22 protein-coding genes are annotated in these 24,745 nt (G+C 57.7%); 17 read left to right on the top strand and 5 right to left on the bottom strand.

The features are described from left to right. Positions 1 to 7: 7 nt before the first annotated feature. The 5 genes from mrdA to QOL67_RS15955 all read right to left on the bottom strand — a co-directional run bounded on the left by mrdA (position 8) and on the right by QOL67_RS15955 (position 5,290). Positions 8 to 1,951: a penicillin-binding protein 2 gene (mrdA, locus tag QOL67_RS15975; RefSeq protein ID WP_283426976.1), complete on the bottom strand. Its 1,944-nt coding sequence runs from the start codon at positions 1,949 to 1,951 to the stop codon at positions 8 to 10. Continuing rightward, positions 1,951 to 2,481 carry a rod shape-determining protein MreD gene (locus QOL67_RS15970; protein ID WP_283426975.1) on the bottom strand — a complete coding sequence of 177 codons (531 nt, stop codon included), beginning with the start codon at positions 2,479 to 2,481 and terminating at the stop codon, positions 1,951 to 1,953. Before QOL67_RS15970 ends, mrdA begins: the two co-directional genes overlap by 1 nt. Then, positions 2,474 to 3,367 (bottom strand): rod shape-determining protein MreC, encoded by an 894-nt coding sequence (gene mreC / locus QOL67_RS15965; RefSeq protein ID WP_283426974.1) that lies wholly within the window; start codon positions 3,365 to 3,367, stop codon positions 2,474 to 2,476. Before mreC ends, QOL67_RS15970 begins: the two co-directional genes overlap by 8 nt. A gap of 79 nt (positions 3,368 to 3,446) precedes the next feature. Beyond that, complete coding sequence (locus QOL67_RS15960; protein WP_283426973.1) at positions 3,447 to 4,487, bottom strand: rod shape-determining protein; 1,041 nt, start codon at positions 4,485 to 4,487, stop codon at positions 3,447 to 3,449. Positions 4,488 to 4,651: 164 nt separating this feature from the next. Further along, complete coding sequence (locus QOL67_RS15955) at positions 4,652 to 5,290, bottom strand: TorF family putative porin (RefSeq protein WP_283426972.1); 639 nt, start codon at positions 5,288 to 5,290, stop codon at positions 4,652 to 4,654. A 205-nt stretch (positions 5,291 to 5,495) separates the two neighbouring features. On the opposite strand from QOL67_RS15955, the gene QOL67_RS15950 reads away from it, so the two are divergent. From QOL67_RS15950 to QOL67_RS15870, 17 genes are all read left to right on the top strand, one after another. Further along, a complete protein-coding gene (locus QOL67_RS15950; protein WP_283426971.1) occupies positions 5,496 to 6,275 on the top strand; it encodes a 23S rRNA (adenine(2030)-N(6))-methyltransferase RlmJ in 780 nt (259 codons plus the stop codon). 220 nt (positions 6,276 to 6,495) lie between these two features. Next, on the top strand, positions 6,496 to 8,055 hold the full coding sequence (locus tag QOL67_RS15945; RefSeq protein WP_283426970.1) for an arylsulfatase: 1,560 nt from the start codon (positions 6,496 to 6,498) through the stop codon (positions 8,053 to 8,055). A 91-nt stretch (positions 8,056 to 8,146) separates the two neighbouring features. Then, a complete protein-coding gene (locus tag QOL67_RS15940; protein WP_283426969.1) occupies positions 8,147 to 9,139 on the top strand; it encodes an HAD family hydrolase in 993 nt (330 codons plus the stop codon). Continuing rightward, positions 9,139 to 10,134: an AAA family ATPase gene (locus tag QOL67_RS15935; RefSeq protein ID WP_283427110.1), complete on the top strand. Its 996-nt coding sequence runs from the start codon at positions 9,139 to 9,141 to the stop codon at positions 10,132 to 10,134. The genes QOL67_RS15940 and QOL67_RS15935 overlap by 1 nt, the downstream gene beginning before the upstream one ends. Before the next feature lie 12 nt (positions 10,135 to 10,146). Continuing rightward, positions 10,147 to 11,130: a DUF58 domain-containing protein gene (locus tag QOL67_RS15930; protein ID WP_283426968.1), complete on the top strand. Its 984-nt coding sequence runs from the start codon at positions 10,147 to 10,149 to the stop codon at positions 11,128 to 11,130. Next, positions 11,127 to 11,612 (top strand): DUF4381 domain-containing protein, encoded by a 486-nt coding sequence (locus QOL67_RS15925; RefSeq protein ID WP_283426967.1) that lies wholly within the window; start codon positions 11,127 to 11,129, stop codon positions 11,610 to 11,612. The genes QOL67_RS15930 and QOL67_RS15925 overlap by 4 nt, the downstream gene beginning before the upstream one ends. After that, positions 11,605 to 12,588: a VWA domain-containing protein gene (locus tag QOL67_RS15920; protein ID WP_283426966.1), complete on the top strand. Its 984-nt coding sequence runs from the start codon at positions 11,605 to 11,607 to the stop codon at positions 12,586 to 12,588. Before QOL67_RS15925 ends, QOL67_RS15920 begins: the two co-directional genes overlap by 8 nt. Beyond that, complete coding sequence (locus tag QOL67_RS15915; protein ID WP_283426965.1) at positions 12,585 to 14,156, top strand: vWA domain-containing protein; 1,572 nt, start codon at positions 12,585 to 12,587, stop codon at positions 14,154 to 14,156. Before QOL67_RS15920 ends, QOL67_RS15915 begins: the two co-directional genes overlap by 4 nt. After that, entirely contained in the window at positions 14,153 to 15,433 is a 1,281-nt protein-coding gene (locus QOL67_RS15910) for a BatD family protein (protein WP_283426964.1), read from the top strand. The genes QOL67_RS15915 and QOL67_RS15910 overlap by 4 nt, the downstream gene beginning before the upstream one ends. A gap of 11 nt (positions 15,434 to 15,444) precedes the next feature. Beyond that, entirely contained in the window at positions 15,445 to 17,382 is a 1,938-nt protein-coding gene (locus QOL67_RS15905) for a multiheme c-type cytochrome (RefSeq protein ID WP_283426963.1), read from the top strand. 129 nt (positions 17,383 to 17,511) lie between these two features. Further along, a complete protein-coding gene (locus QOL67_RS15900) occupies positions 17,512 to 20,379 on the top strand; it encodes a monovalent cation/H+ antiporter subunit A (protein ID WP_283426962.1) in 2,868 nt (955 codons plus the stop codon). A 1-nt stretch (position 20,380) separates the two neighbouring features. Then, positions 20,381 to 20,749 (top strand): Na+/H+ antiporter subunit C, encoded by a 369-nt coding sequence (locus QOL67_RS15895; protein ID WP_283426961.1) that lies wholly within the window; start codon positions 20,381 to 20,383, stop codon positions 20,747 to 20,749. Beyond that, complete coding sequence (locus QOL67_RS15890) at positions 20,746 to 22,278, top strand: monovalent cation/H+ antiporter subunit D (protein ID WP_283426960.1); 1,533 nt, start codon at positions 20,746 to 20,748, stop codon at positions 22,276 to 22,278. Before QOL67_RS15895 ends, QOL67_RS15890 begins: the two co-directional genes overlap by 4 nt. Continuing rightward, positions 22,275 to 22,766, top strand: coding sequence for a Na+/H+ antiporter subunit E (locus QOL67_RS15885; RefSeq protein ID WP_283426959.1), 492 nt, complete (start codon positions 22,275 to 22,277; stop codon positions 22,764 to 22,766). The genes QOL67_RS15890 and QOL67_RS15885 overlap by 4 nt, the downstream gene beginning before the upstream one ends. Beyond that, complete coding sequence (locus QOL67_RS15880; RefSeq protein WP_283426958.1) at positions 22,763 to 23,032, top strand: K+/H+ antiporter subunit F; 270 nt, start codon at positions 22,763 to 22,765, stop codon at positions 23,030 to 23,032. Before QOL67_RS15885 ends, QOL67_RS15880 begins: the two co-directional genes overlap by 4 nt. 11 nt (positions 23,033 to 23,043) lie before the next feature. After that, the gene (locus QOL67_RS15875; RefSeq protein WP_283426957.1) at positions 23,044 to 23,412 is read left to right on the top strand and encodes a Na+/H+ antiporter subunit G; all 369 of its coding nucleotides are present in this window, start codon (positions 23,044 to 23,046) and stop codon (positions 23,410 to 23,412) included. Positions 23,413 to 23,605: 193 nt separating this feature from the next. Beyond that, the gene (locus tag QOL67_RS15870; protein WP_283426956.1) at positions 23,606 to 24,742 is read left to right on the top strand and encodes an efflux RND transporter periplasmic adaptor subunit; all 1,137 of its coding nucleotides are present in this window, start codon (positions 23,606 to 23,608) and stop codon (positions 24,740 to 24,742) included. The last annotated feature ends 3 nt before the right edge of the window (positions 24,743 to 24,745 follow it).

Here is a 24,745-nt window from a genome sequence, read left to right as displayed (position 1 = left end):
TTGCGCCTCATGCCCGGTTGCGGCGCGTGATCTCGCGGCCTGGCACCAGTTTCTCCAGCTCTTCTTGCTGTTTCTCGATGCGGTTGCGGTCTTTGGTGGGGTAAGCAGACAGCGGCGGGGTGCCGCCATAAAGTGCCTGAAGCGTGATGTCGCGTCCGATTGGGGTAGCGGCTTTGGAACCGCTGCCATGCTCTACAACAACGGCCACGGCAATTTTTGGGTTTTCAAACGGGGCGTAGTTCACAAACAGGCCGTGATCGCGACGGTTCCAAGGCAGATCCTCATTGCGGGTCACCCCGCGTGCGCGTTCGGCAGCGGTGATGTTGCGCACCTGAGAAGTGCCGGTTTTACCGGCCATGCGGTACTGATCTTCGATGATGCGTTTGCTGTAGGCGGTGCCGCGTCGGTGGTTGGACACCGCGTACATGCCACGTTGCACCTCTGCGAGATGGGTCGGGCTGATGTCGAGCCGTGGGGGTTCGGGCAGCGGCTGGTCGACCCCGTTGATGGATTTCACCAAACGTGGGGGAACCGCTTTGCCGGTTGCGAGGCGGGCGGTCATGACCGCAAGCTGGAGCGGGGAGGCCAAGACAAACCCCTGGCCAATGGAGGCATTTGCCGTATCGCCAACCACCCAGTCTTCGCCCCGCACAGACGACTTCCAGTCGCGCGATGGGTTGAGGCCGCGGGCCACACCGGACAATGGCAGGTCAAATTTCTCGCCAATGCCAAATTGGGCGGCAATTGTGGACATCTTGTCGATACCAACTTGCAGCGCGAGGTCATAGAAGTAGACGTCGCAGCTTTCGCGCAAGGCCTGCACCAAGTTCATCTGCCCATGGCCACCGCGCTTCCAACAGTGGAAGCGGCGGTTGGAGATTTCCATGTGGCCGGGGCAATAAACTGTGTCATCATAGCCAACAACGCCTGCTTCCAACGCGGCAAGGGCGGTTATCATCTTGAAGGTGGAGCCGGGCGGGTAAGTACCTTGCACGGATTTTGCCGCCAGGGGACGATGGTCGTTGTTTGTCAGGTCGCCGTAGTCAGCGACAGAAATGCCTTCAACAAACAGGTTAGGGTCAAAGGTGGGGGCAGAGGCCACCGCCAAGAGATCACCGGTTTCGCAATCCATCACCACTGCGGCAGCGCTTTCGTCGCCAAGGCGGGCTTGGGCGTACGATTGCAGTTGCTGATCGATGGTTAACTGGATGTCGTCGCCCTGTTCGCCTTCGCGGCGGTCCAACTCACGCATGATGCGGCCGACGGCGTTCACTTCGACCCGCTTGGTGCCAGCCACACCGCGCAGATCATCCTCCATACGGCCTTCGAGGCCGACTTTGCCAATCTGAAAGCGCGGGATGCGAAGGAGCTGGTCTGGATCGTCAATCTTGGACAGATCATAATCCGATACCGGACCTACATACCCCAGCACGTGGGCCAGGTCGCCGCGCAGCGGATAGTAGCGGGAGAGACCCACTTCGGGTGTGATGCCAGGCAAGGCCGGAGTGTTTACGGCCACGCGGGAAAGCTCATCCCAGCTGACGCGGTCAGCAATGGTGACAGGCAGGAACGGTGGCGAGCGGCGCATTTCGGTGACAGCGCGGTCCAGTTCATTGGGGTCGAGCTCCACCAAAGTGGCCAGTTTGTCGATCACGGCGTCCACGTTGCCTGCGTCTTCGGGGACAAGCGTGACGCGGTAAGACGGCTCGTTGCGCGCCAACACAATGCCATTGCGGTCAAAGATCTCGCCACGGGCGGGGGGGATCAGGCGGATGTTGATGCGATTTTCTTCGGCGAGCAGACGGTATTGGTCAGCCTGATCGAGCTGCAAATGGCGCATGCGAAAACCAAGACCGGTCATGAAGGCCAGCATGGTGCCACCCAACAAGAGCGCACGCCGAGACAGGCGGGTGTGGATCTCGGTGACTTCGGTTGGGGTTTTGTTGCGCATCAGTTTGCCCCCAGTGTGTCATGCACAGACGAGCGACGCACGCCAAACAGCAGATGCGACAGGAACACCACACCGGGATAAATGGCGATGTTCATGATCGTTTGCATCAGCATCAGACCTAAGGAAGGCAGCGGCAGTAAAAAGATGGTGCCAACCAGGCGATAGCCCAGTGTAATTGCAAGCATGATCGCGGCGGCGGTGAGCCATTCGGTGGCAAAGGTGGCATCGCGCAGGCGCAGGGAGCGGCTGCGTTGAATTTCGCAGGCAAACACCATGATCGCGGCGCCCAGTCCCGGCGGGCGCAAAAGCAGGAAGTCGGCAAGAAGGAAAACGCCGGCGATCAGAAGTGGTGGCGTATACTCCGGTTGGCGCACAGACCACGCCAAGGCCAGAACCACCATAAATTCAGGGCCAGCCCAGCGGCGGGGCGTGGTTTCCAGCGGCAAGAGATGCACAAAGATCAGGATCAAGCACAAGACCGTAAAGACACAGCGCATCACCACTTTGTTGGACAGAGCGGCGTCAGCCATCGGTGGTCTCCGAGAAGGCGTCGGGGGTGTCTGGTGCGATCACGGAACCAGGGCTGTCGAGGCGTTCTTGGCCGTGGTGGCGCAAAACACGCAAAAACTCGAGGCGCTCATAGTCAGCAGCCAAGCGCACGCGCAGACGCCCGGAGGGATCCACGGCAACTTGACCAATCAACAGACCGCCGGGGAACACACCACCGTCACCGGAGGTCACAACCCGGTCGCCAGGGCGCACGAGGTCGGGTGTTTCGAGAAAGTCTACATGTGGCGCGACGGAGTTGTCGCCCACGATCAACGCGGTTTGCCCGGACGGTTGGATGCGGGCGGGAATGCGGCTAGAGCTGTCGGTCAGCAGCATCACGCGGGAGCTGGATTGGCCCACGCCGGAGATGCGGCCCACAAGGCCGATGCCATCCATCGCGGCCCAGCCATCGATGATGCCGTCCCGTGCGCCGATGTTGAGCAGCACTGATTGGCGGAATGGAGAGCCGCTGTCTGCCAGAACAACGCCGGTGACATAGGTCAGGCGCGGATCAAGACGCACATTGTTGAGATCCAGCAGGCGGGCGTTTTCCTGTTCCAGCTGCAACGCGGCTTCTTTCCAAGCCTTCATATCCTGCAACTCGCGGCGTAAGTCGCGGTTCTGTTCGACAATGCGGGTGTAGCTTTGGAAGTTGCGCAGCATGTTGATGGCGCCAGTGACGGGGGCCATCGCCCAGTCAAAATTTGGCACCACAGTGTCGGTGATCTGTGCGCGGAAGCGTTCGACGCGCGGGCTGTCGATGCGCCAGATCAAGAAGATGCCAAGCAGAAGGAGGATCAACACACCCAGCAACAGCCGCCGAAGCGGTGCTGAAATATCCTCGCTCTGGGTGCGATCTTTGGCCAAGGTGCCTCCGGATCAATAGGGGTGGGCGTAATGCTACACCGCCGGAGGGCTGACGCCAAACCGGCGCTGAGAGGCCGGGTCAGCTGTCGTAGTCAATCGCGTGGCGCAGTTGCTTTTCATACTCGAGCGCCTTGCCGGTGCCCATGGCCACACAGTTCAAGCTTTCGTCAGCAATCGACACGGCCAGGCCGGTTTGCTCGCGCAGGGCTAGATCCAATTCACCCAGCAGCGCGCCGCCGCCGGTCAGCATGACGCCGCGATCCACAATGTCAGCAGCCAGATCCGGTGGGGTTGCTTCCAGCGCGGTCATCACGGCTTCGCAAATTTGCTGAACCGGCTCCGCCAGAGCTTCTGCAACTTGCGCCTGAGAGATTTCGGTTTCTTTGGGCACGCCGTTCAGCAGGTCGCGCCCCCGGATCATCATGGATGTGCCGCGACCGTCATCCGGCATACGGGCGGTGCCGATGGAAGTTTTGATGCGCTCAGCAGTGGCTTCACCAACCAGCAGGTTTTGCTGGCGACGCAGGTAGTTTATGACCGCTTCGTCCATGCGGTCACCGCCGACACGCACGGAGCGTGCATAAACGATGTCGCCAAGAGACAGAACGGCGACTTCTGTGGTGCCGCCGCCAATGTCGACAACCATGTTGCCGGTGGGATCCGTAATTGGCATGCCCGCGCCGATGGCAGCTGCGATGGGCTCTGCCACCAGACCTGCGCGGCGCGCACCTGCGGATAACACGGATTGACGAATGGCGCGTTTTTCAACGGGGGTGGCACCGTGGGGCACGCACACAATGATCTTTGGTTTTGAGAATGTGGAGCGCTTGTGCACTTTGCGGATGAAATGTTTGATCATCTCTTCGGCGGTGTCAAAATCGGCAATCACACCGTCGCGCATAGGGCGGATGGCTTCGATGCTCCCGGGCGTGCGGCCCAACATCAGCTTGGCGTCTTCGCCCACAGCCAGCACTTTTTTCACGCCGTCTTTGACGTGATAGGCCACCACAGAAGGTTCGCTGAGAATAATACCTTTACCCTTTACGTAGACCAGCGTGTTTGCGGTCCCTAGGTCGATAGCCATGTCGGATGTAAACAGGCTGCCCAATTTTCCCAGCATAAGATTTCGTTCCCCCAAAAATTCCCAAAGCCCGCGACTCTCTCGAGTCCGAGCGGTCTTCTTATAGGAAGACATAGGCGGTTGTTAAAGACCTGTGATAAATCAAAGGCGACATTCCGCCGCGAGGGGTGGCCAAAGCTTGGCCACCCACAAGAATTTGCGTTTTAGAAGGCAAATTTCAGCATGCCAACCACACCTTCGTCGTCGCCATCACGCCCGTGATAGCGCATGTCAAACGAGATGGTGTCGGTGAAAGCGTATTCCGCCCCAACGTCCCAGTAATAGTCACTTGTCGCACCGTCATCGACCCCGTAGCGGGCGGAGGTGCGCCAGCGGTCGCCAATGTCATACCCAACTTGCGCATAGCGGTTGTAATTCTTGTTGGACCAATCGTAGGCGGCATACCCTTTGACGTACATGGCGTTGTAAAACGTATAGGTCAAACCCACAGCGGCTTCGCTCCTGTCATAGCCGGTGTCGTCGTAGGATTTTCGAACCAAGCCAAGATCATAGGCAAAGTTAGTGCCCACACTGGAGCGGTACCCTGTGTAAAGGTCGTATTGCCATTTGTCGTCTGTACCGATGTCGACGTTGGAGCCCCATGCTCCAAAATAGAACCCACTGTTTTCGACTTCGACCCAAGGCTGGATCGCAAAGCCGTCTGACTTTGAAACACCTGAGTCGATGTAGTCGGACGTCATGTCCGCGCCGTATGACCAGTTCCAACCTTGTGCGGTGGCACTGGTGGCGAAGGCAAAGGGAGCACAAAGCGCAGCGGCGCAAAGGGATGTGCGATAGTTCATGGGTCGTTCCTCTCATGCGTGAGTGGTGTTTTTGTTTTTGCGAGACTTGCCTGTCTCGAGACGCATGTGGCATCGGGGTCGAAGGCTTTGAAGGTGGGCGCAAAAAGCCGCTTAGATTTGGGCGGGAGATTGCAAAAAACAGCGGATTTGATTGGCTGAAAACTGCCGTCTGGGCTTTGGTGCGCTGGCAGGCTATTGAAAGCCTATGCTGAGTTACCAACACATCTACCACGCCGGCAATTTGGCCGATGTCCAGAAACACGCGCTTTTGGCGGTGATGCTGGACTATTTGGGACAAAAGCCCAAGCCAATGTGCTATTTGGAGACCCACGCGGCGCGTGGGGTGTATCAGCTTGATGATGCGGCGGCGGTCAAAACCGGCGAGGCGGAAGCTGGTATTGGTCGGGTAGAAGACTGGTTTGCTGACTCGCATCCGTTTTCGCGTGCCTTGATGGCTGTGCGTGAGAAACATGGCGAGAAAACCTACCCGGGGTCTCCAGCAATCGCGCAGGCGCTTTTACGGCCGCAGGACAGCATGCAGATCTGTGAGCTTCACCCTCAAGAAGCGACAGCTTTGCGGCTGGCAATGCGCGGCAGTGGGGCGAAGGTGCATCAGAAAGACGGGTTCGAAACCGTGATGGGGATTTGCCCGCCCACACCGCGTCGTGGGGTGCTGTTGATTGATCCAAGTTATGAGATCAAAAGTGACTACAAAACCCTTCCAGGCTGGATCGCCAATGTGCACCGCAAATGGAATGTGGGTGTGATTGCGTTGTGGTATCCGATTTTGCGCGATGGCGCCCATGAACCGATGTTGGATGCGCTTGAGGACAAGGGCTTTCCCAAAGTCTTGCGCCATGAAGTGGAATTCCCCCCTGCACGAGAGGGCCATCGTATGATAGGGTCGGGCATGTTCATCATCAACGCGCCTTATGGACTTCAAGCGGAGGCGCAGGACCTGACCGAGAGGTTTGTTAGCCTCTGACCTCGTCAAAGCGTGGCGCTTGACGGCACGGTTTCACTTACGCCTGAGTTGCGTTTCATATTGTGAAATCCACCACTTAACGAGCAAATTCAATTGACACACCCTCGTCGGTTGCGCATTTTTTGGGTGTGGTGCCTGACGGCTTTTGGTCGCCATTTTTCAGCAAAGACTGCTTTCAGGTGTGCATTTTTTAGGGAGTTTTGTTATGGGTCTGAACCCAATGAGAACTGTCCGTCAGATATCAGCGGTGTCCGTTGTGCTGGCGACAGTTGCGACCGCTGCGGCGGCGCAAGATAAACCCAATATTCTCGTGATTTGGGGGGATGATGTCGGGCAATCCAACATCTCCGCCTACACCATGGGTTTGATGGGATACCAAACGCCAAACATTGACCGTGTGGCCGAAGAGGGCATGATTTTCACCGACTACTATGGTGAGCAATCCTGTACCGCTGGCCGCTCGTCCTACATCATGGGCCAGTCTGTGTTCCGCACAGGCCTGTCTAAAGTTGGGATGCCCGGTGCCAAAGAAGGCATGCAGGTCGAAGATCCAACCATTGCTGGTCTGCTGAAAGCAGAAGGCTATGTGACGGGGCAGTTTGGCAAAAATCACCTAGGTGATTTGGACGAAATGTTGCCAACCAACCACGGGTTTGATGAGTTCTTTGGCAACCTGTATCACCTGAACGCGGAAGAAGAGCCGGAGAATGAGGACTATCCTCAGAACCCTGAGTTCCGCGAGCGGTTTGGTCCGCGTGGTGTAATCAAATCGTCAGCAGATGGCACGATTGAGGACACCGGTCCGCTGACCAAAAAGCGGATGGAAACGGTTGACGAAGAAACCGTTGCTGCGACGATTGATTTTATCAAACGCGCCAACGATCAAGGTCAGCCGTTTTACGTTTGGTGGAGCGGCACACGGATGCACTTCCGCACGCATGTCAAAGACGAGATGCGCGCCAAGGCAGACGAAATTGCCGGTAAACACGTGGATGAATACACAGCAGGTATGATTGAACATGACATGCATGTTGGTCAGCTGCTGGATGTGCTGGACGAGCTTGGCATCGCCGACAACACCATCGTGCATTATTCTACCGACAACGGTCCACACATGAACAGTTGGCCGGACGCGGCGATGACGCCATTCCGGGGTGAAAAGAACACCAATTGGGAAGGTGGCTGGCGTGTGCCGTCGATGGTGCGTTGGCCTGGTAAGATCGAAGCCGGTTCTGTCAGCAACGACATCATGCACCATATGGATTGGCTGCCAACCTATGTGGCCGCAGCTGGCAACCCAGATATCAAAGCGCAACTCAAAGAAGGTGGTGTTCAGGCCATTGGTCGTGAGTACAAAGTGCATCTGGATGGCTACAACTTCCTGCCATATCTGACGGGAGAGTCTGATGAGGGGCCGCGTCATGAGATTTTCTACTTCTCAGATGATGGGGATCTGACGGCGCTGCGCTATGACGATTGGAAAGTGATCTTCCTAGAGCACCGCTACCCGCAAACCCTGCGGGCTTGGGCGGAGCCTTGGACAGAACTGCGTATTCCGCTGTTGTTCAACCTGCGTCGGGATCCATATGAGCGGTCCAACATCACCTCCAACACCTATTGGGATTGGTATCTGGATCGCGTGTACCTACTGTTGCCGGCATCTGCCTATGTGTCTGATTTCTTGGCAACCTTTGAGGAGTTCCCGCCCCGTCAAAAACCGGGCAGCTTCACAATTGGCGATGCCAAAGAAAAGATCTTCAGCCAGATCGGCTCTAAGTAAGAGCTTTGCTTAAAACGCCCTTCCGGCCGACATGGCCGGGAGGGATATTTTTTGACTTGGGGCACCGCCCCGATGCAATTTGGATGGTCCCATGACTTTGTTGAGTTCTTTTAAAACAACCTGTTTGTCTCTGGCTTTGATTGGCGTCGCCGGTGTTGGTTTGGCAGATCCGCTGCCGTCTTGGCAGGGGGCATCCAAAGACCGGATAATTGAGTTTGTCGAAGCGGTTTCCGACGTTGGCGGGGCAGACTATGTTACGCCGGCTGACCGGATTGCGGTGTTTGACAACGACGGCACGCTTTGGGCAGAACAGCCTGTGTACTTCCAACTGTTTTTTGCGCTGGATCGTGTGGCCAAGATTGGCAAAGAGGACCCGTCCAAGCTGACCAGTGATGTATTGAAAGCTGCAGCGGCGGGCGACATGGATGGCGTTTTGGCCGGTGGCAAAGAGGGGCTCCTTGAAATTTTGGCGCTGTCCCATGCCAATCAGAGCCTGAATGAATTTTCTGCGGATGTGGCGGCTTGGGTTTCGGGGGCCAAACACCCCACCACGGGGCTTGGCTACGATGAAATGACTTATCAGCCGATGGTCGAACTGTTGCGCTATCTGCGCGATGAAGAGTTTAAGACTTACATTGTGTCCGGTGGCGGCATTGATTTTATGCGGGTCTTTGCGGAGGACGTTTACAGCATTCCACCAGAGCAGACGATTGGCTCGTCTCTGACGTCCTCTTATGAGGTGGTCAACGGCGTGCCGACAATCATCAAAAACGACGCGCTGTTCTTCAACGATGACAAAGGCGGCAAACCAGTTGCGATCAACCACCATATTGGCAAGCGGCCGATCATGGCAGTTGGCAACTCGGATGGTGATTTTGAGATGCTGGAGTACACCACGGCGGGCGAGGGCGCGCGTCTTGGCGTCTACATTCACCACACGGATGCAGAGCGCGAGTGGGCCTATGACCGTGAAGGGCACATTGGCGTGCTGAACCGAGGGCTTGATGAAGCCGAGGATCGCGGCTGGGTGCTTGTGGATATAAAAAACGAGTGGACGCGGATTTTTACGGGCGAGGCTGAGTGATGGCAGCTCTGGACGAAGTCAACGCACTGCGCGACCGTATGGGCGAAAGCATTATCGGGCAGCGTGATGTGATTGACCGGTTGCTGATTGGGCTGTTGGCCAATGGCAATTTGCTTTTGGAAGGCCTGCCGGGGCTGGCCAAAACCCGCGCGGTCAAAGCTTTGGCAAAGAACTTGGAGTGTGACTATTCGCGTATTCAGTTCACGCCTGATTTGCTGCCTGCGGATGTGACTGGCACGGAGATGTACGTGCAAGGCGCAGCAGACGGGCAGCAGTTCCGGTTTCAGCCGGGGCCGATTTTTGCCAACGTTGTGTTGGCTGATGAGATCAATCGCGCACCAGCAAAGGTGCAGGCGGCGTTGCTGGAAGCCATGGAAGAGCGGCAGGTGACAGTGGCTGGCACAACACATCAGATGGAGCCGCTGTTCATGGTGATGGCGACGCAGAACCCGGTGGAGCAGGAAGGCACCTATCCGCTGCCGGAAGCGCAGATGGACCGGTTCTTGATGCATGTGAACATTCTGTATCCGCCACTGGAAGACGAGATCGAAGTGATCCGGTTGGTGCGCGGCGAGGAGCAGGCGCAGTTGCAGTCGCAGGCCGGGGAAAAAGCCGCAAAAGCGCCGCGAGAACCGATTTCACAAGACGTCGTGTTTGAGGCGCGGCGCGAGATTGCAGGTCTGCACTGTGCTGAAGCGATGGAGGTCTATATGGCCACGATTGTACAGGCTACGCGCACGCCAGCGGAGTTTGGTGAAAACCTTGCCAAGTGGATTGAGCTGGGCGGAAGTCCACGTGCGTCATTGGCGTTGGACCGCTGTTCACGGGCACATGCCTGGATGAAGGGGCGGGACTATGTCGATCCCGAGGATATTCAGGCAATCGCGCCGGATGTGCTGCGCCATCGTTTGGCGCTGAGCTATGAAGCACAAGGCAGCGGAGTGTCGGCAGACGATGTGGTGGCCGAGCTGTTGACGCTGGTGGCGGTGCCATAAGCGGAGGAAGCCATGCGAAACCGTGCAGCCCTATCCCGCGCTGGCGTCGCGCCAGACCGCGCCCCCTCTTCAGAGGCAGATGATCCGCGCATTCATGTGAGCTTGCAGGGGATGCGGTCTCTGGAGGCGGCAGCGCGCGCGATTTCATTTTTGCCAAACCAACCGGCGCGGTCCGCCTTGCAAGGGCGGCATCGGTCGCGCATTCGGGGGCGGGGTTTGGATTTTGAAGAACTGCGGGATTACCTGCCGGGTGATGATGTGCGCGCGATTGACTGGAAGGTCACGGCGCGGGCTGGAACACCCTATGTCCGGGTTTATACCGAAGAGCGAGATCGGCCGACCCTGATTGTGGTCGATCAACGTATGTCGATGTTTTACGGCACGGTGCATAACACCAAGGCGGTTACGGCCGCGGAATTCGCGGCGATTGTGGCGCATCGGGTGGCCAAACAGGGCGACCGGGTGGGCGGCGTGGTGTTTGGCGACAGCAAGATAGACGAGCTGCGCCCCGGACGGGGGCGGGCGGCGGTGACGCGGTTTTTGACCAGTTTGGAAAGGGCCAACCACCGACTCAGGGCAGATGCGCCGAAAATGGTGCCGATGCCGTTTAATGACGTGCTGGAGGCGGTAGCTAGGTTGGCAACGCGGGATCATTTGGTGGTCCTGATCAGCGATTTTGATGCCTGTGATGCGGTGACCGAGCGCAGGCTCGGAGCCATTGCGCAGCACAACGATGTGGTTTTGGGTTTGGTGGGGGATCCAAGTGCGGAGACCGTACCCACAACAGGACAGGTGACCGGCTCTGATGGCGCCAAGCAGGCTTTGATGGATTTCGCCGACAGCAAAGTGCGAGACGGTGTGGCGCAGGTGACAGCGTCGCGATTGGAACAAGTGATTGAATGGCAAAAGCGGATGCGTTTGTCGGTGCTGCCTTTGACCGCAGCAGAAGACACACTGGGCCAGGTGGTACGCTTGTTGGGTGGGCGCGTGCGATGAGTGAGGGCGCTGATCAAGTCGTGGACAACAACAGCCTTGTTGGACTTCTTAACCAACTGGTTGAGGTGCCGGACCCGGCGCCGGTGTCGATGATGCCTCAAACCGTGGGATGGCTGGTTTTGTTGGCGCTTGTTTTGGCTTTGATGACGTGGCGTGGATGGCGGTTTTGGCAGCACTATCAGGCGAATGCGTATCGCCGTGCTGCCTTGCGAGAATTGCGGGTGGCCGGGGATGACCCTGTGGCGATTTCCATTATCCTGAAACGTGCGGCGTTGGTGGCTTACGGGCGGCGGAGAGTTGCGGCTTTGAGCGGCGCGGCGTGGGTTGGGTTTTTGCAAGAGACTGGCAGGGGCGCGTGGGACCAGACTGCGCTGGCCATGGCGGCCTATCAGGAAGCACCTTCGGCGGCAGACCCAAACGTGACGGTTGCGGCGCGGGACTGGGTGAAGACCCACAAGGGCAGGGAGGCGGGCGATGTTTGAACTGAGCCATCCTCTTGTGTTGATGCTGCTGCCACTACCACTTTTGTGGCGCCGGTTTGTGCCGCCGTATCGCCAGCGTCAAGACGCGCTTCGGGTGCCGTTCTTTGATCAGATTGCACAGGCCGCAGGGCTGACGGTGCAGGACGGGGCTGCCATTGTGGCGCATAAGCGACGGGCGCTGATTTGTGGCGGCATTATGTGGGCGCTGTTGGTGCTGGCCTTGGCGGGGCCGGTGCGTCTGGGACCACCGCAGGAGATCACCAAAGCCACGCGGGACGTGATCCTGGCGATTGATATTTCCGGCAGCATGGACACGCGGGACTTCCCCGGTGAGGACGGCAAGCCGGTGCAGCGTTTGGCGGCGGTGCAAGATGTGGTCGAGGCGTTTTTGGCGGATCGTTCTGGTGACCGTGTGGCGCTAATTGTATTTGGTACGCGGGCTTATGTGCAGGCGCCGCTAACCGAAGACTTGGACACGGTGCGAACGTTATTGGCGCAGACCAAGGTGGGTATGGCGGGGCCGCACACGGCGCTGGGTGACTCGATTGGCTTGGCGATCAAAACGTTTGAAGCCAGCGAGATTGAAGAACGGCTGTTGATCCTGTTGTCAGATGGCAATGACACGGCGAGCCGGATGAGTCCGGTGAACGCCGCCGAGATTGCGCGGGACAAAGGCGTGCAGATGTTTGCAATTGGCGTGGGGGACCCTGAGGCCAGTGGCGAAGATCGGCTCGACATGGAATTGCTGACGGATTTGGCCAAACGCACCGGGGGGGATGCGTATTTCGCTGCGGATGCGGAGGCGTTGGATAAGATTTACGAGGAGATCGACAGGCTGAATCCCCGTGAAGTTGAGACGTTGAGCTGGCGGCCGCAACAGAACCTGGCGCATTGGCCTTTGATGGCGGCGCTTGGCCTTGGCCTGACGCTATTGTTGTCGCTCTGGGTGCGGGATCGCAGGAGGACACCGGCATGACAGCTGACATATCGCTGTTCTTTGAGGCGTTTCATTTCTTGAGACCTTGGCTGCTTGTCTGTGCTGCTCCGGTTTTGTGGACTTGGTGGCGGTTGCGAAAAAGGCGGGGTGCGACGGGTGGCAATAACGGGTGGTTGGCACCACATCTGGCGGCGGCACTCACAGTGCCGGGTAACAGTGTAAAGCGGATGCAGCCGATTGATGTGATCTCGCTGGTGTTACTGCTTTTGGTAGCGGCGGTGGCGGGGCCAAGTTGGACCCGCGTGCCAACGCCGTTTGCGGCGCAAACCGCGCCGTTGGTGGTGGTGATGCAAGTCACGCAATCAATGCAGAATACCGATGTGGCGCCAGAACGATTGGCGCGGGCGCGGCAGAAGACCATGGATTTGTTGGCATTGCGCAGTGGGGCACGGACGGCTTTGGTAGCTTTTGCAGGCACCGCGCATGTGGTGGTGCCGATGAGCGAAGACCCCGGGGTGATGCAGCCGTATTTGGAAGGGCTGACCACGGCGGTGATGCCGATCGAAGGGCAGAACATTCAAGCCGGGTTTGCAACGGCGCAGGCGCTGTTGGCGCGGGAAGGGGCATCGGGCGGCGTGGTGTTCATGGTTGATGAGCTGTCGGCCAGCGCGGCGGCGGAGCTGGCCGAGGTTTGGGGGCAAGACGATTCCGCTGAGGATGGGGCTGTGGTGTCTGAGGCTGTGGCCTCGATGAGTTTCCTTTTCATGTTGCCGGAAGGCACGGCCTTGCCACAGGTGCCAGACGGGATGTCGGCGACCCGCGTAACGCCGGACAATCGCGATGTGACGGAGGTTGAGCGCTCATTGGCCTCGGCTTTTCGGCGGGCGCAGCTTGAGGATGAAGCGCAGCCTTGGGAGGATCGCGGCGTTTGGTTGGCGTGGCCGGCCTTGGCGCTGCTGCTTCTGTGGTTCCGGCGCGGCATGGCGGTGCGCTGGGCCGGGCAGGCGGCGATGGTGCTGTGGCTACTGCAACCAGGTCAGGTGCAGGCGGAAGGCTGGCGAGATTGGTTTTTGACGCCGGATCAGCAAGGTTGGCGGGCGTTTGAGCGTAAGGACTATGCCGATGCGGCAGAGGCGTTTGAGGATCCGTATATGCGTGGCGTGGCGCTCTATCGTGGTGGACAATATGAGACGGCAGCGCAGGAAATGGCGCGACTGGAAACGGCGGATGCGGCATTCCTACAAGGTATGGCGCATTTGAAGTCGCGCGGCTATCGCGATGGCGTGCGGGCTTTTGAACGGGCGCTGGAGATGGAACCAGAGCACAAGGGCGCGCAGCAAAACTTGCCGATTTCCAAAGCCATTGTGGAGTATGTGGAGACCACACGCGAACAATCCGACACAGGAGAAGACAGTGGGATTGGTGCGGATGACGTGGTGTTTGACAACGAAAGCGGGCGCGGGGAAGACACTCAGATCGAAGTGCCGCAGGATGAGGTGCCTGCGCATTTGTCCACGGAGCAATGGATGCGCACGGTGGACACGCGCACCGAAGATTTTCTGAAGCAGCGGTTCCGGCTGGAAGCGGCACGGGAGGAGCAGCCATGAGGTGGTTCGTGGTTTGCGTCGTGTGGATTTGCAGTTCGGTCGCGCTTTGGGCGCAGGATAGTGTGCCAAAGCTTGATGTGACGTTCGAAGAAAATGAGACGGTGCCAGGGCAACCTTTGACGCTTAGGTTGACGGTCTTGGTTCCAACTTTCATGCCGGACCCACCTATGTGGCCGGATTTTGAAACACCCAACCTGATGGTTCGGTTGCCATCAAAGGCGAGTTCACCCACCAGCAAGAGCATTGGTGGCGAGACCTGGTCGGGAATTTCTCGGCGCTATCAGATTACACCCGTGGTGCCGGGCACGTTTGAGATCCCGGCGGGCGAAGTGACGGTGCGCTATCGGGCGCTTGAGGGCAGCGATGTGCTGGAAGCAACATTGCCGGTGCCGTCGCAGACAGTGACGGGTGTTGTGCCGGAGGGGGCTGAGGGACTTGACCCGTTTGTGGCGGCGGAAAAGTTGACTTTGATGCAGACTGTTGAGGGGGAAACCACAGGTCTGGACGCGGGCGCAAGTTTTTCGCGGGTCCTTGAAGTGAAGATCGAAGGCGTGTCGCCGATGTTTTTGCCATCTGTGACGCCGGAAGAAGGGCTTGCCGGGCTGCGGGCATATCCGGAAAGTCCGGCGGTGGAAGAGACGGAAAACCGCGGGGTGGTTAGTGGCTCGCGTTTGGAAAAGACTGTCTACGTGGTGGAGGGTGGCGTGGAAGGCGCGTTGCCTGAGGTGCGTGTCCAGTGGTTCAATCTGAAAACGGGCAAGGTGGAAGAAGCCACCACTGAGGCAATTGACGTGCAGGCGGATGCGCAGGCGTTGGCGCCAAGCGCGGAGCCGTTAGAGGCCGCGAAGGTGGCGCGATGGGGGGCGGCCTTGGTGGGGCTATTGCTTGTTGGCGCGGGATTTGTGCGCTGGGGTGTACCGGTATTGCATCGGTCTTGGGAGAAAGCGCAGGATCGGCGGCTGCAGAGTGCAGGCTACACCTACGGTTTGCTGAAAAAGGCTCTGCAAAAACGGGATTTGAGCCCGGCAAAACAAACCTATTTGCAATGGTCGCAGAAAGTGCCGCTTGCAGGGCGGGAGACCGAGGACGCTGTCGCGCAAGCATTCCTACAAATTGGCGCGGCGCGGTTTGGTAACGGCAGTGCACCTGAAGAAACGCAGGCTTGGGATCGTCTCAAAAAACTCTGCCATAGAAAACACCGCGAAACCCGCTATCGTCGCGACACGAAGGCGCCGGATTTGCCACCGCTCAATCCGGTCTCCAGGCATCAGAACTGAAAGACACGTTTATGACTTTGAAGATTTTTTTCGGCATGGCGCTGGCGTGCTTGATGCTGGGCACTGCTGGATTTGCGCAGACGCCGCATGGCGTAGATGTGCCGGACTATGTGGGGTCAGAGGCCTGTAAGGATTGTCATACGGAAGCCTATGATGCGTGGAAGACCTCGCACCATGGCGAGGCTTGGCGAATGCCTGGGGACGACAGTTTTGTCGGGGCGTTTGAGGGCGAGAGTTTTGAGCATGACGGCATGCGCGCGACCTTTGACAGGGATGGCGATTCTTATGTTGTGACGGTGCGCGAGAAGGATGGCGTTGAGGCGCGTTATGACATGCATTCAGTTGGTGGGGTGCATCCGTTGGAGCACCCGATCCTGTCGACCGGCAAAGGCCGGCTGCAGAGCTTTGATGTGGTTTGGGATGTGGCGCAGCGGGAGTGGTATCACCTTTATCCTGATCAGGACTTGCCACCAGAGGACGCGTTTCATTGGACGGGCGTGTATAAAAACTGGAACAGCCGCTGCGCGGAGTGCCACGCGACGGGGTTTGAGAAGAGCTACGATTTCCAGACACGGCGCTACGCGAGCACGCAAGTTGAGATTGGCGTGGGTTGTGAGGCCTGCCACGGTCCAGGCGCCGCGCATTTGACACTTGTTGAGGGAGCCAAGCCGGAGCCTTTTGCGGTGGCGTTGGATGACTGGGGATTCACAGCGACGATGTCAGAGCCGACAGAGGCAATGGAGCAATGTGCGGGGTGTCATTCCCGACGCGAAGGGTTTGGCAACGGCAATCCACTGCCCGGTGCGGCCTTTGCAGACAATTACAACCTCGCGATGCTGCGGCCCGGTTTGTACCACGCCGACGGGCAAATTTTGGATGAGGTTTACGTCTACGGGTCATTCTTGCAATCCAAGATGTCTCAGAAGGGTGTGACTTGCGCCAATTGCCATGAACCGCATTCAGCGGAGGTTGTCGCGGAAGGCAACGCGGTTTGCACGCAATGCCATTCGCTTGCGGGCAACACGGAGTTCGAAAGTCTGCGGTTGGCGGACTATGAGGATGTCGCGCATACCAACCATCCCGAAGGAACGGATGCGGCGCAATGTGTGAGCTGCCACATGGTGGACAAGGTGTATATGGGCACAGACCCGCGGCGTGATCACAGCTTTCGGGTGCCACGCCCCGATCTGAGCGACACGCTGGACAGCCCGAATGCCTGTATCACTTGTCATGATGATCAGAGCAACGCTTGGGCGGCGGGCAAAGTGCAGGAGTGGTTCCCCGAAGGGCGTTGGCAGGAGCCGCACTATGGTGAGGTGTTGGCCAAGGGGCGGGCAAATCCACGTGCGGCGGCTGGCGATCTGTTGGGATTGGCTCAAGATAACACACAATCCAATTTGGTGCGCGCGACGGCGCTTTGGCTGTTGGGGCCGGGGGCGACCTCCTTGGATTTGAAAGAGCTGGGTGCGTTTTTGGAAAACGAAGATCCGCAAATTCGAGTTGGTGCGCTGAATGCGCTGCGCGCGCGGGCTGTGGTAGCAACGGCGCCATATCTGTTGCAAGGGCTGAACGATGAGGTGCGCGCGGTGCGGCTCGCGGCGGCGCGGGCGATTATGAGTCAGCGGCCAGATCGGTTACCTGACAGGTTGCGCGCGGCGCTTGGGCAAGCCTACCGGGAGTTTGGCATGGTGGTGCAGAACCAGATGGATTTTGCTGAGGCACATTTGCAGGTGGCGGGCTATTCTATGGTGTCGGGCAATTTGCCGTCTGCCATTGCGGCTTTGTCTGAGGCGGTGCGGCTCAACCCGCAAAACCCGCAGGCCTGGAGCAGTTTGATCCGAATGACAGCCCAGGTTGAGGGGGCACGTGCGGCGCAGAAACGTATGCGGCAGGCCTTGGCTTATAATCCGGATGACCCCGGGCTGCAGCAGCTGGCGGAGCAATTCTAGCCCGACCTGCGGCATCTTCGCACAAACCGCGAGAAACACGGAGTTTTTCTACCGCCTTTTGGGTAGGCGCCGGTTGTTTTAGGGTGGTCGGATGCTTATCACTCTGGGTCAACGAACAGGAGGGCGCCGATGAATGACGGCAGTATTCTGGCCTTAGTTGCCATTTTACCTTTTCTCGGCGCATTGGTGCCGGGGATCATGATCCGTGCCGGGCGCAATGCCTGTGCATCCTTCACCGCTGTCCCGACTATTCTGGCATTGATTTTATTAGGCACCCAGGTGCCTGCAGTGATGCGCGGCGAGGTTGTCAGCACCACCATTGAATGGCTGCCGCAGCTTGGCCTTTCGGCCAGCTTCTTTCTGGATGGCCTAGGGCTGTTGTTTGCAGGCATGATCCTTGGTGTGGGCCTGTTGATTATCCTGTATGCGCGGTTCTACCTGTCCAGCGATGACCCGATGGGCCAATTTTATACCTATCTGCTGCTGTTCCAAGGGGCGATGTTGGGTATCGTTTTGTCTGACAACATCCTGCTTTTGTTGATTTTTTGGGAATTGACTAGCCTGTCATCTTTCCTGCTTATCGGCTATTGGAAACACTTGCCGGAAGGCCGCCAAGGCGCGCGCATGGCGCTGACCGTGACTGGTGCCGGTGGCTTGGCGATGATTGGTGGTATGCTGATCCTTGGCAATATCGTGGGCAGCTATAATCTGACTGATATTCTGGCACAGGGCGAGCTGATCAAAGCCAGCGAATGGTACATGCCTGCGTTGATCCTGATCCTGATTGGGGCGTTTACTAAATCTGCCCAATTCCCGTTCCACTTCTGGCTGCCCCATGCCATGGCAGCCCCAACGCCGGTTTCCGCGTATCTGCATTCGGCCACCATGGTGAAGGCGGGTATCTTCCTGATGGCCCGCATGTGGCCGGTTTTGGCAGGCACTGAACCGTGGTTTTACATTGTGGCGACCACTGGGTTGATCACCATGGTTCTTGGGGCCGTGATTGCATTGTTCAAGGATGACCTGAAAGCGCTCTTGGCGTTCTCCACTGTCAGCCACTTGGGTCTGCTGACCATGCTTCTGGGCTTTGGCACCAAGGCAGCGGTGATCGCGGCGGTGTTTCACATCATCAACCACCTGACTTTCAAAGCGGCGCTGTTTATGACCGCAGGTATAGTCGATCACGAGGCCCATACACGCGACGTCAAACGGCTGGGTGGTCTGGCCAAACTGATGCCGATCACGGCGATTATTGGCACAATCACTGCCCTGTCGATGGCGGGGACCATTCCACTTAATGGCTTTATCTCCAAAGAGATGATGCTTGAAGAAGCGGCCCACACAGTGTGGTACAACAACCCGTGGATTGTGCCGGTTCTGGCAACTCTTGGCGCTTGTTTCTCGGTGGCGTATTCGTTCCGGTTCATTTTCCATGTGTTTGGGGGACCGGTGCGGGATGACTACCCGTCGACGCCACATGATCCGCCATTTGGGCTCTATGCCGCGCCGGCGTTGTTGACCGTTCTGGTGGTTTTGATTGGTGCAATGCCGTTCCTCGCAGAGCCGTTGGTCACTGTTGCTGCCAATGCTGTAACCGGACTGGATACACATCCGCATTTGAAGCTGTGGCATGGGGTGACCCCCGCGCTGTGGATGTCGGTGGTTGCCTTTGCGGTTGGTGGCGTCTTGTTGGTGCTGCATGGCAAGCTGGATGCGATTTGGGCGCGTCTGCCGAGGCCAGAGGCCAAAGCGATTTTTGACGCCGTCATGGAGCGCTGTGTTGCAACGGCCAAGGCCATTGCGCAGGGCACACACAACGGGGTGATGAGCCGCTATCTGGCGCTTCTGGTTGTGGCCTCTATTGCGGTTGGTGCCCATGCGTACTTTACCAGTGGCATGGCGGCGCCGACGCGTGAGCTACTGCCAGTTCCGCCGTTGATTTGGGTTGGTTGGCTGTCGTTGGTGGCGGCAACCTGGCTGGTGGTGAGCCAGCATCGCAAGCGGTTCCGGTCGTTGATCTTTATCTCGATCATTGGTCTCGTGATCTCAGGCGGGTTTGTGTATCTCTCCGCACCGGATCTGGCGCTGACCCAGATTTCGGTTGAGACTGTGACCATCATGCTGCTGCTGTTGGCGCTCTACTTTTTGCCAAAAGACACACCGGCGGAAAGCAGCAACGGCAAGCGCTTGCGTGATGCGGTGGTGGCGATTGCCGGTGGCGGCGCGGTGGCCGCTTTGGCAATGGCATTCCTGACACGCGACGTGGACAGTATTTCGGCCTATCACCTTGCCAATTCCTACAAGGGCGGCGGTGGCACCAATGTGGTGAACGTGATCTTGGTCGACTTTCGCGGCTACGACACCTACGGCGAGATTATTGTGCTGGGCATCGCTGGTTTGACAATCTTTGCGCTGATGGATGCGCTGTTGCGTGGCCCGGCGGCCAAACGGCTGCGCGATCGGGCGTTTTCGCCGGATCGGTCGCGGGATCGTCACCCGCTGATGATGGTGGTGGCAACCCGCGCCATGCTGCCAATTGCCATCATGGTGGGCATCTACATCTTCTTGCGGGGGCACAACCAGCCCGGTGGTGGCTTTGTCGCCGGATTGGTGATCTCTATCGCTCTGTTGATGCAGTATATGGCCTCTGGTTTTGCCTGGGCGCAGCTGCGGCAGAGGATCGAGTATCACTCGATGATTGGCTGGGGCGTGATTATTGCCGGTCTGACCGGTGTGGGCGCGTGGCTGGCGGGCAAGCCGTTTTTGACCAGCGCCTACGGTTATCTGCATTTCCCCCCAATCGAAGAGTTTGAATGGGCCACGGCGATGGCCTTTGATCTGGGTGTGTTTTTGGCGGTCTTGGGAGCGGTGATGCTGATGCTGTACAGCCTGTCGCGGATTGCGCGGTTTGCAGGCGAAACCATCAACGTGACGCCGATGGATCACGACCCATCCGAGGACAGCGCAGACGAGCAAGAACAGAAGGAGGGCCAATGACATGGAGATGATTGTTGCCAGTGCCATTGGCGTGCTGACGGCGGGTGGAATCTACCTGATCCTGCGCCTGCGAGCCTTTCCTGTGATCCTCGGAATGGCGCTCTTGTCTTACGCTGTAAATGTGTTCCTGTTTGCCACCGGCCGTTTGGCGGTGAATGCACCGCCGATCCTGAACAATTATGCCGATGTGAGCTACTCTGACCCGTTGCCGCAGGCTTTGGTACTGACCGCGATTGTGATCAGCTTTGGCATGACGGCCGTATTGGTGATGATTGCGCTGGGTGCCTACCTTGAGGCCGATAGTGACGAGATCAACATGACGGACGCGGATGAAGATGCCGCCGAAAATGAAGAGGGGCAGGGCGTATGAACCACTGGATAATTGCCCCGGTTGTGCTGCCAGCGCTGCTGGCACCGGTGATTGCTTATGTGATGCGTCACGACATTAAGCTGGCACGCTATGCATCAGTGGCTGGCACTGTGATGCTGGCTGCGATTTCTCTTGGTTTGCTGACCATAGTGGCCGATGGGCAAACGCATGTTTACTACCTTGGCGACTGGCCCGCGCCATTTGGCATTGTGCTGGTTCTGGATCGTCTCTCGGCAATGATGGTGCTGCTGACATCGATGTTGGCAATGGTTGTGCTTTGGCATGCAATTGCCACCGAATGGGACAATCGCGGGCGACATTTTCATGCGCTGTTTCAGTTCCAACTGATGGGGGTCTGCGGCGCGTTTCTGACCGGGGACGCTTTCAACCTGTTTGTGTTCTTTGAAGTGTTGCTGATTGCTTCCTATGGTCTGATGATCCACGGCGGCGGCAAGGTCCGGCTTAAGGCGGGGCTGCAATATGTTGTGATGAACCTAGCGGGCTCCACACTGTTCCTGTTTGCCCTTGGTGCGCTTTATGCCTCGACGGGCACCCTGAACCTTGCTGACCTGGCGCTGAAAGTGCGGGAACTGCCGGTGGAGGAAGCGGGTGTTCTGCGGGTCTCGGCGGTGTTGTTGTTGATGGTGTTTGCCATCAAGGCGGCGCTGTTTCCGGTGCAGTTCTGGTTGCCGGGGACCTATGCCAATGCGCCCGCCCCAGTGGCTGCGTTGTTTGCGATCATGACCAAAGTTGGCGCCTATGCCATCATCCGCTTTTACACGCTGGTGTTTGGGCCAGATGTGGCGGCAGTGGATGGGTTAATCGGAAGCTGGGTGATGCCGGCGTCGGTGATCACCGTGGCGGTGGGGGCAATTGGCGTTCTTGGCGCACGTCGCCTGATGCCAATGCTGGCCTTTGCGGTTGTTGGCTCAATGGGCACGCTGTTGCTGGCCGTCGCAGCTTTCACGCCAGAGGCCATCGCGGTTGGCTTGTATTATCTGTTGCACTCGACCTTTGCCGCTGCGGCGTTGTTCCTGTTGGCTGATTTGGTTGTGACACGACGCGGCAGTGACGCGCTGACCGCGCAGCCTCCGATCTATCAGAATGGTCTGTTTGCGGCGTTCTTCTTTGTTGGAGCCATTGGTGTGACAGGGATGCCGCCGCTGAGCGGGTTCCTTGGTAAGCTGTTGGTGCTGGATGGTGTGCGGGACATGCCGTGGATGGCCACCGCTTGGGCCGCGATCCTGATCGGCTCTCTGGTGACTATCGTGGGGTTTGCGCGGGCCGGCAGCGTTGTGTTTTGGAAATCCACTGCCATGGTGGACGCAGAGGCCGAAGCATCTGAGACGGTGTCGCCAATTGGCGTAAACGCACTAGTTGGTGTTACAGCTTCTTTGACCATGCTGGCGCTTTTGGCCGCGTTTGCTGGACCTGTCATGGGATACCTTGAGCAAGCGTCTGTGCAGTTGTTTGATGTGTCGGGCTATGTTGATGCGGTGCTTGGTCAACATGGGGAGGATCTGAAATGAGACGGAAACTTCTGCCACATCCGCTGTTTAGCTTCACGTTATTGATCATTTGGCTGATGCTGGTGAACAAAGTGACTGTGGGCAACGTATTGCTGGGCGGTATCTTTGGGGTGATTGTGCCAATCCTGACCGCGCCTTATTGGCCGGGCCGTCCGCACATTCAGAACCATTTCAAAGCCCTTGAATATGTGCTGATTGTGTTGTGGGACATTGTTGTTGCCAATTTCCAGGTGGCCGCGATTATCCTGTTCAAACGCAACAAAGACATTCATTCCAAATGGGTCTGTGTGCCCCTGGAAGTCACGTCACCAGAAGCGATCACCATTCTTGCAGGCACCATCACCATGACGCCCGGCACGGTGTCGGCAATGCTGTCGGCGGATGGCAGCAGTGTACTGGTGCACTGTTTGGATTGTGACGATCCGGATGCGGTGCGCGACGAGATCAAAAACCGCTATGAGCGCCGGTTGAAGGAGATTTTCCCATGATCACGATGGCTCTCTATTTTGGCTTTGCCTGTTTTGGGATTGGCATTTTGTTGTGTGTTTGGCGCATCGCAAGTGGACCAACAGCGGCGGATCGCATCCTGGCGTTGGACACAATTGTGATCAACACGATCGCGCTGCTAATTCTCTACGGCGTACACCAAGGCACCGCGATTTATTACGAAGCGTCTATGCTGGTGGCAATGGTGGGCTTTGTGTCGACCGTGGCTTACTGCCGCTTTGTGCTGCGCGGCGATATCATCGAGTAAAGGAGAGGCAGATGTTGGTAGAAATTCTTATATCCTTCTTCATTGTTCTGGCCGGTGTGTTTGGGCTGGTCGGAAGTGTGGGCGTGATCAAATTGCACGATACTATGCAGCGCTTGCACGCGCCGACCAAAGCAACCACGCTTGGGGTTGGCGGGGTGTTGATTGCCTCGATGTTGTATTTTCTTCTCGTAAAAAACAGCCTGTCGTTCCATGAATTGTTGATCACTATTTTCCTGTTCCTGACCGCGCCGGTTAGTGCGCACTTTGTGGCCAAGACCTACATCCAGGCGAAGATGAAACAGGAAGAGTTGCCGGGGTCAGAAGGCGAGTTTGGTTGGGCGATCTATGATGATCCGCCTGCGTACTACGACCAAGACTAATTGACCAAATGGGTTCCAAGCTAGGAAAACGGGCTCCGCAATGGGCGCGTTTTTGCTTTTTCAGACAGATGCTTGGCATTTGTGGTTAACACACGCTTGCCGCCTGCTGTGTCGCGTGTTTCTATGGCGTCAATTGTCATGGGATCACCGCCCATTGTCGGCCCTGATCTCCAATCTATTGGGAATAGACACCATGAAGTTTCCGTATTTCACGCCCTTCTCGGCGGCCATGCTCTCGGTGAGCCTTTTGACATCGAGCGCCATCGCACAAGATGCGCCCGCACCCAAAGTTGCTATTGCCGCCGCCTACACTGATGAGTTGATCGATGAAGTGATTTTCATTGGTAAAGGTGAGGCCGTGGATAAGGTTGACCTTGTCGCGCGGGTGAGTGGGTTCGTGGAGAAGATTCACGGTCAGGACGGTGACGTGGTGACCGCGGGGGATCTGTTGTTTGAGATCGAACCTGAGGTCTACCAAGCGACAGTGGACGCGCGTAAAGCCGACCTGGCGCAAGCGGAAGCCAATCTTCGCTTAACTGAAGTGGAGTTAGTGCGGAAATCCGAGCTGTTTGAGCGTGATGTGGGCACAGAGGCAGACCGTGATGTGGCGGTGGCCAACAATGAAGTGGCCAAGGCGCAGGTTGAAATTGCCAAAGCCGCAATTGCTCAGGCGCAGCTGGATTTGGATTACACCAAAATCCACGCACCGTTTGACGGCCGTGTTGGGCGCTCAAATGTCAGTGTAGGCGAGTTGGTGGGGCCGACAAGTGCGTCGCTGATCAACATTGTGCGCACTGCGCCGATCTATGTGGAGTTCTCGCTCACAGAAAAACAATTGGTTGAAGTGATGGAGCATCACGAAGCCGAGCTTCAGGAACTGGCGGACAAAGACAAAGCCCCCAAGGTCTATGTCATCTTGCCGAATGGCGACGAGCTGGAAGAAGTGGGCCAGGTGGTGTTTGTTGACAACCGGATCAACCCGGCCACGGGCACGATTACCTTGCGTGCCGAGTTTGAAAACGCGCGGGGTTTGCTGTTGGATGGAGCGTTCCTGAATGTTCGGATTGCCAGCGCCTCGCCAAGTCAGGTGTTGATGATCCCTCAGGCGGCTGTGCAGCGAGATCAGCGCGGCGACTTTGTACTTGTTGTGGGGCAACAACAGACGGTGGAGCAGCGCTATGTGACGCTGGGCCGTCAGGTAGAAGCAGCTGTGGTTGTTGAAGACGGCATGCGCGAAGGCGAAGGGGTGATTGTCGAAGGTCTGCAGCGAGTGCGCCCCGGCGTAACCGTGGACGCGGTGCTGGCCGGTCAGTCGACAGAGGAGCAATAAGCC

The sequence above is a fragment of the Shimia sagamensis genome, assembly GCF_900182745.1.
Classification (GTDB): Bacteria; Pseudomonadota; Alphaproteobacteria; order Rhodobacterales; family Rhodobacteraceae; genus Shimia; species Shimia sagamensis.
Note: the sequence above shows the minus strand (reverse complement) of the source record. Positions and strands in the feature narration are given on the sequence as shown.

What these genes read in the sequence shown, in the direction of transcription:
- mrdA (WP_283426976.1), bottom strand. Translation starts at nt 1,951, where the DNA reads ATGCGCAACAAAACCCCAACCGAAGTCACCGAGATCCACACCCGCCTG.
- QOL67_RS15970 (WP_283426975.1), bottom strand. Translation starts at nt 2,481, where the DNA reads ATGGCTGACGCCGCTCTGTCCAACAAAGTGGTGATGCGCTGTGTCTTT.
- QOL67_RS15960 (WP_283426973.1), bottom strand. Translation starts at nt 4,487, where the DNA reads ATGCTGGGAAAATTGGGCAGCCTGTTTACATCCGACATGGCTATCGAC.
- QOL67_RS15955 (WP_283426972.1), bottom strand. Translation starts at nt 5,290, where the DNA reads ATGAACTATCGCACATCCCTTTGCGCCGCTGCGCTTTGTGCTCCCTTT.
- QOL67_RS15950 (WP_283426971.1), top strand. Translation starts at nt 5,496, where the DNA reads ATGCTGAGTTACCAACACATCTACCACGCCGGCAATTTGGCCGATGTC.
- QOL67_RS15945 (WP_283426970.1), top strand. Translation starts at nt 6,496, where the DNA reads ATGAGAACTGTCCGTCAGATATCAGCGGTGTCCGTTGTGCTGGCGACA.
- QOL67_RS15940 (WP_283426969.1), top strand. Translation starts at nt 8,147, where the DNA reads ATGACTTTGTTGAGTTCTTTTAAAACAACCTGTTTGTCTCTGGCTTTG.
- QOL67_RS15935 (WP_283427110.1), top strand. Translation starts at nt 9,139, where the DNA reads ATGGCAGCTCTGGACGAAGTCAACGCACTGCGCGACCGTATGGGCGAA.
- QOL67_RS15930 (WP_283426968.1), top strand. Translation starts at nt 10,147, where the DNA reads ATGCGAAACCGTGCAGCCCTATCCCGCGCTGGCGTCGCGCCAGACCGC.
- QOL67_RS15925 (WP_283426967.1), top strand. Translation starts at nt 11,127, where the DNA reads ATGAGTGAGGGCGCTGATCAAGTCGTGGACAACAACAGCCTTGTTGGA.
- QOL67_RS15920 (WP_283426966.1), top strand. Translation starts at nt 11,605, where the DNA reads ATGTTTGAACTGAGCCATCCTCTTGTGTTGATGCTGCTGCCACTACCA.
- QOL67_RS15915 (WP_283426965.1), top strand. Translation starts at nt 12,585, where the DNA reads ATGACAGCTGACATATCGCTGTTCTTTGAGGCGTTTCATTTCTTGAGA.
- QOL67_RS15910 (WP_283426964.1), top strand. Translation starts at nt 14,153, where the DNA reads ATGAGGTGGTTCGTGGTTTGCGTCGTGTGGATTTGCAGTTCGGTCGCG.
- QOL67_RS15905 (WP_283426963.1), top strand. Translation starts at nt 15,445, where the DNA reads ATGACTTTGAAGATTTTTTTCGGCATGGCGCTGGCGTGCTTGATGCTG.
- QOL67_RS15900 (WP_283426962.1), top strand. Translation starts at nt 17,512, where the DNA reads ATGAATGACGGCAGTATTCTGGCCTTAGTTGCCATTTTACCTTTTCTC.
- QOL67_RS15895 (WP_283426961.1), top strand. Translation starts at nt 20,381, where the DNA reads ATGGAGATGATTGTTGCCAGTGCCATTGGCGTGCTGACGGCGGGTGGA.
- QOL67_RS15890 (WP_283426960.1), top strand. Translation starts at nt 20,746, where the DNA reads ATGAACCACTGGATAATTGCCCCGGTTGTGCTGCCAGCGCTGCTGGCA.
- QOL67_RS15885 (WP_283426959.1), top strand. Translation starts at nt 22,275, where the DNA reads ATGAGACGGAAACTTCTGCCACATCCGCTGTTTAGCTTCACGTTATTG.
- QOL67_RS15880 (WP_283426958.1), top strand. Translation starts at nt 22,763, where the DNA reads ATGATCACGATGGCTCTCTATTTTGGCTTTGCCTGTTTTGGGATTGGC.
- QOL67_RS15875 (WP_283426957.1), top strand. Translation starts at nt 23,044, where the DNA reads ATGTTGGTAGAAATTCTTATATCCTTCTTCATTGTTCTGGCCGGTGTG.
- QOL67_RS15870 (WP_283426956.1), top strand. Translation starts at nt 23,606, where the DNA reads ATGAAGTTTCCGTATTTCACGCCCTTCTCGGCGGCCATGCTCTCGGTG.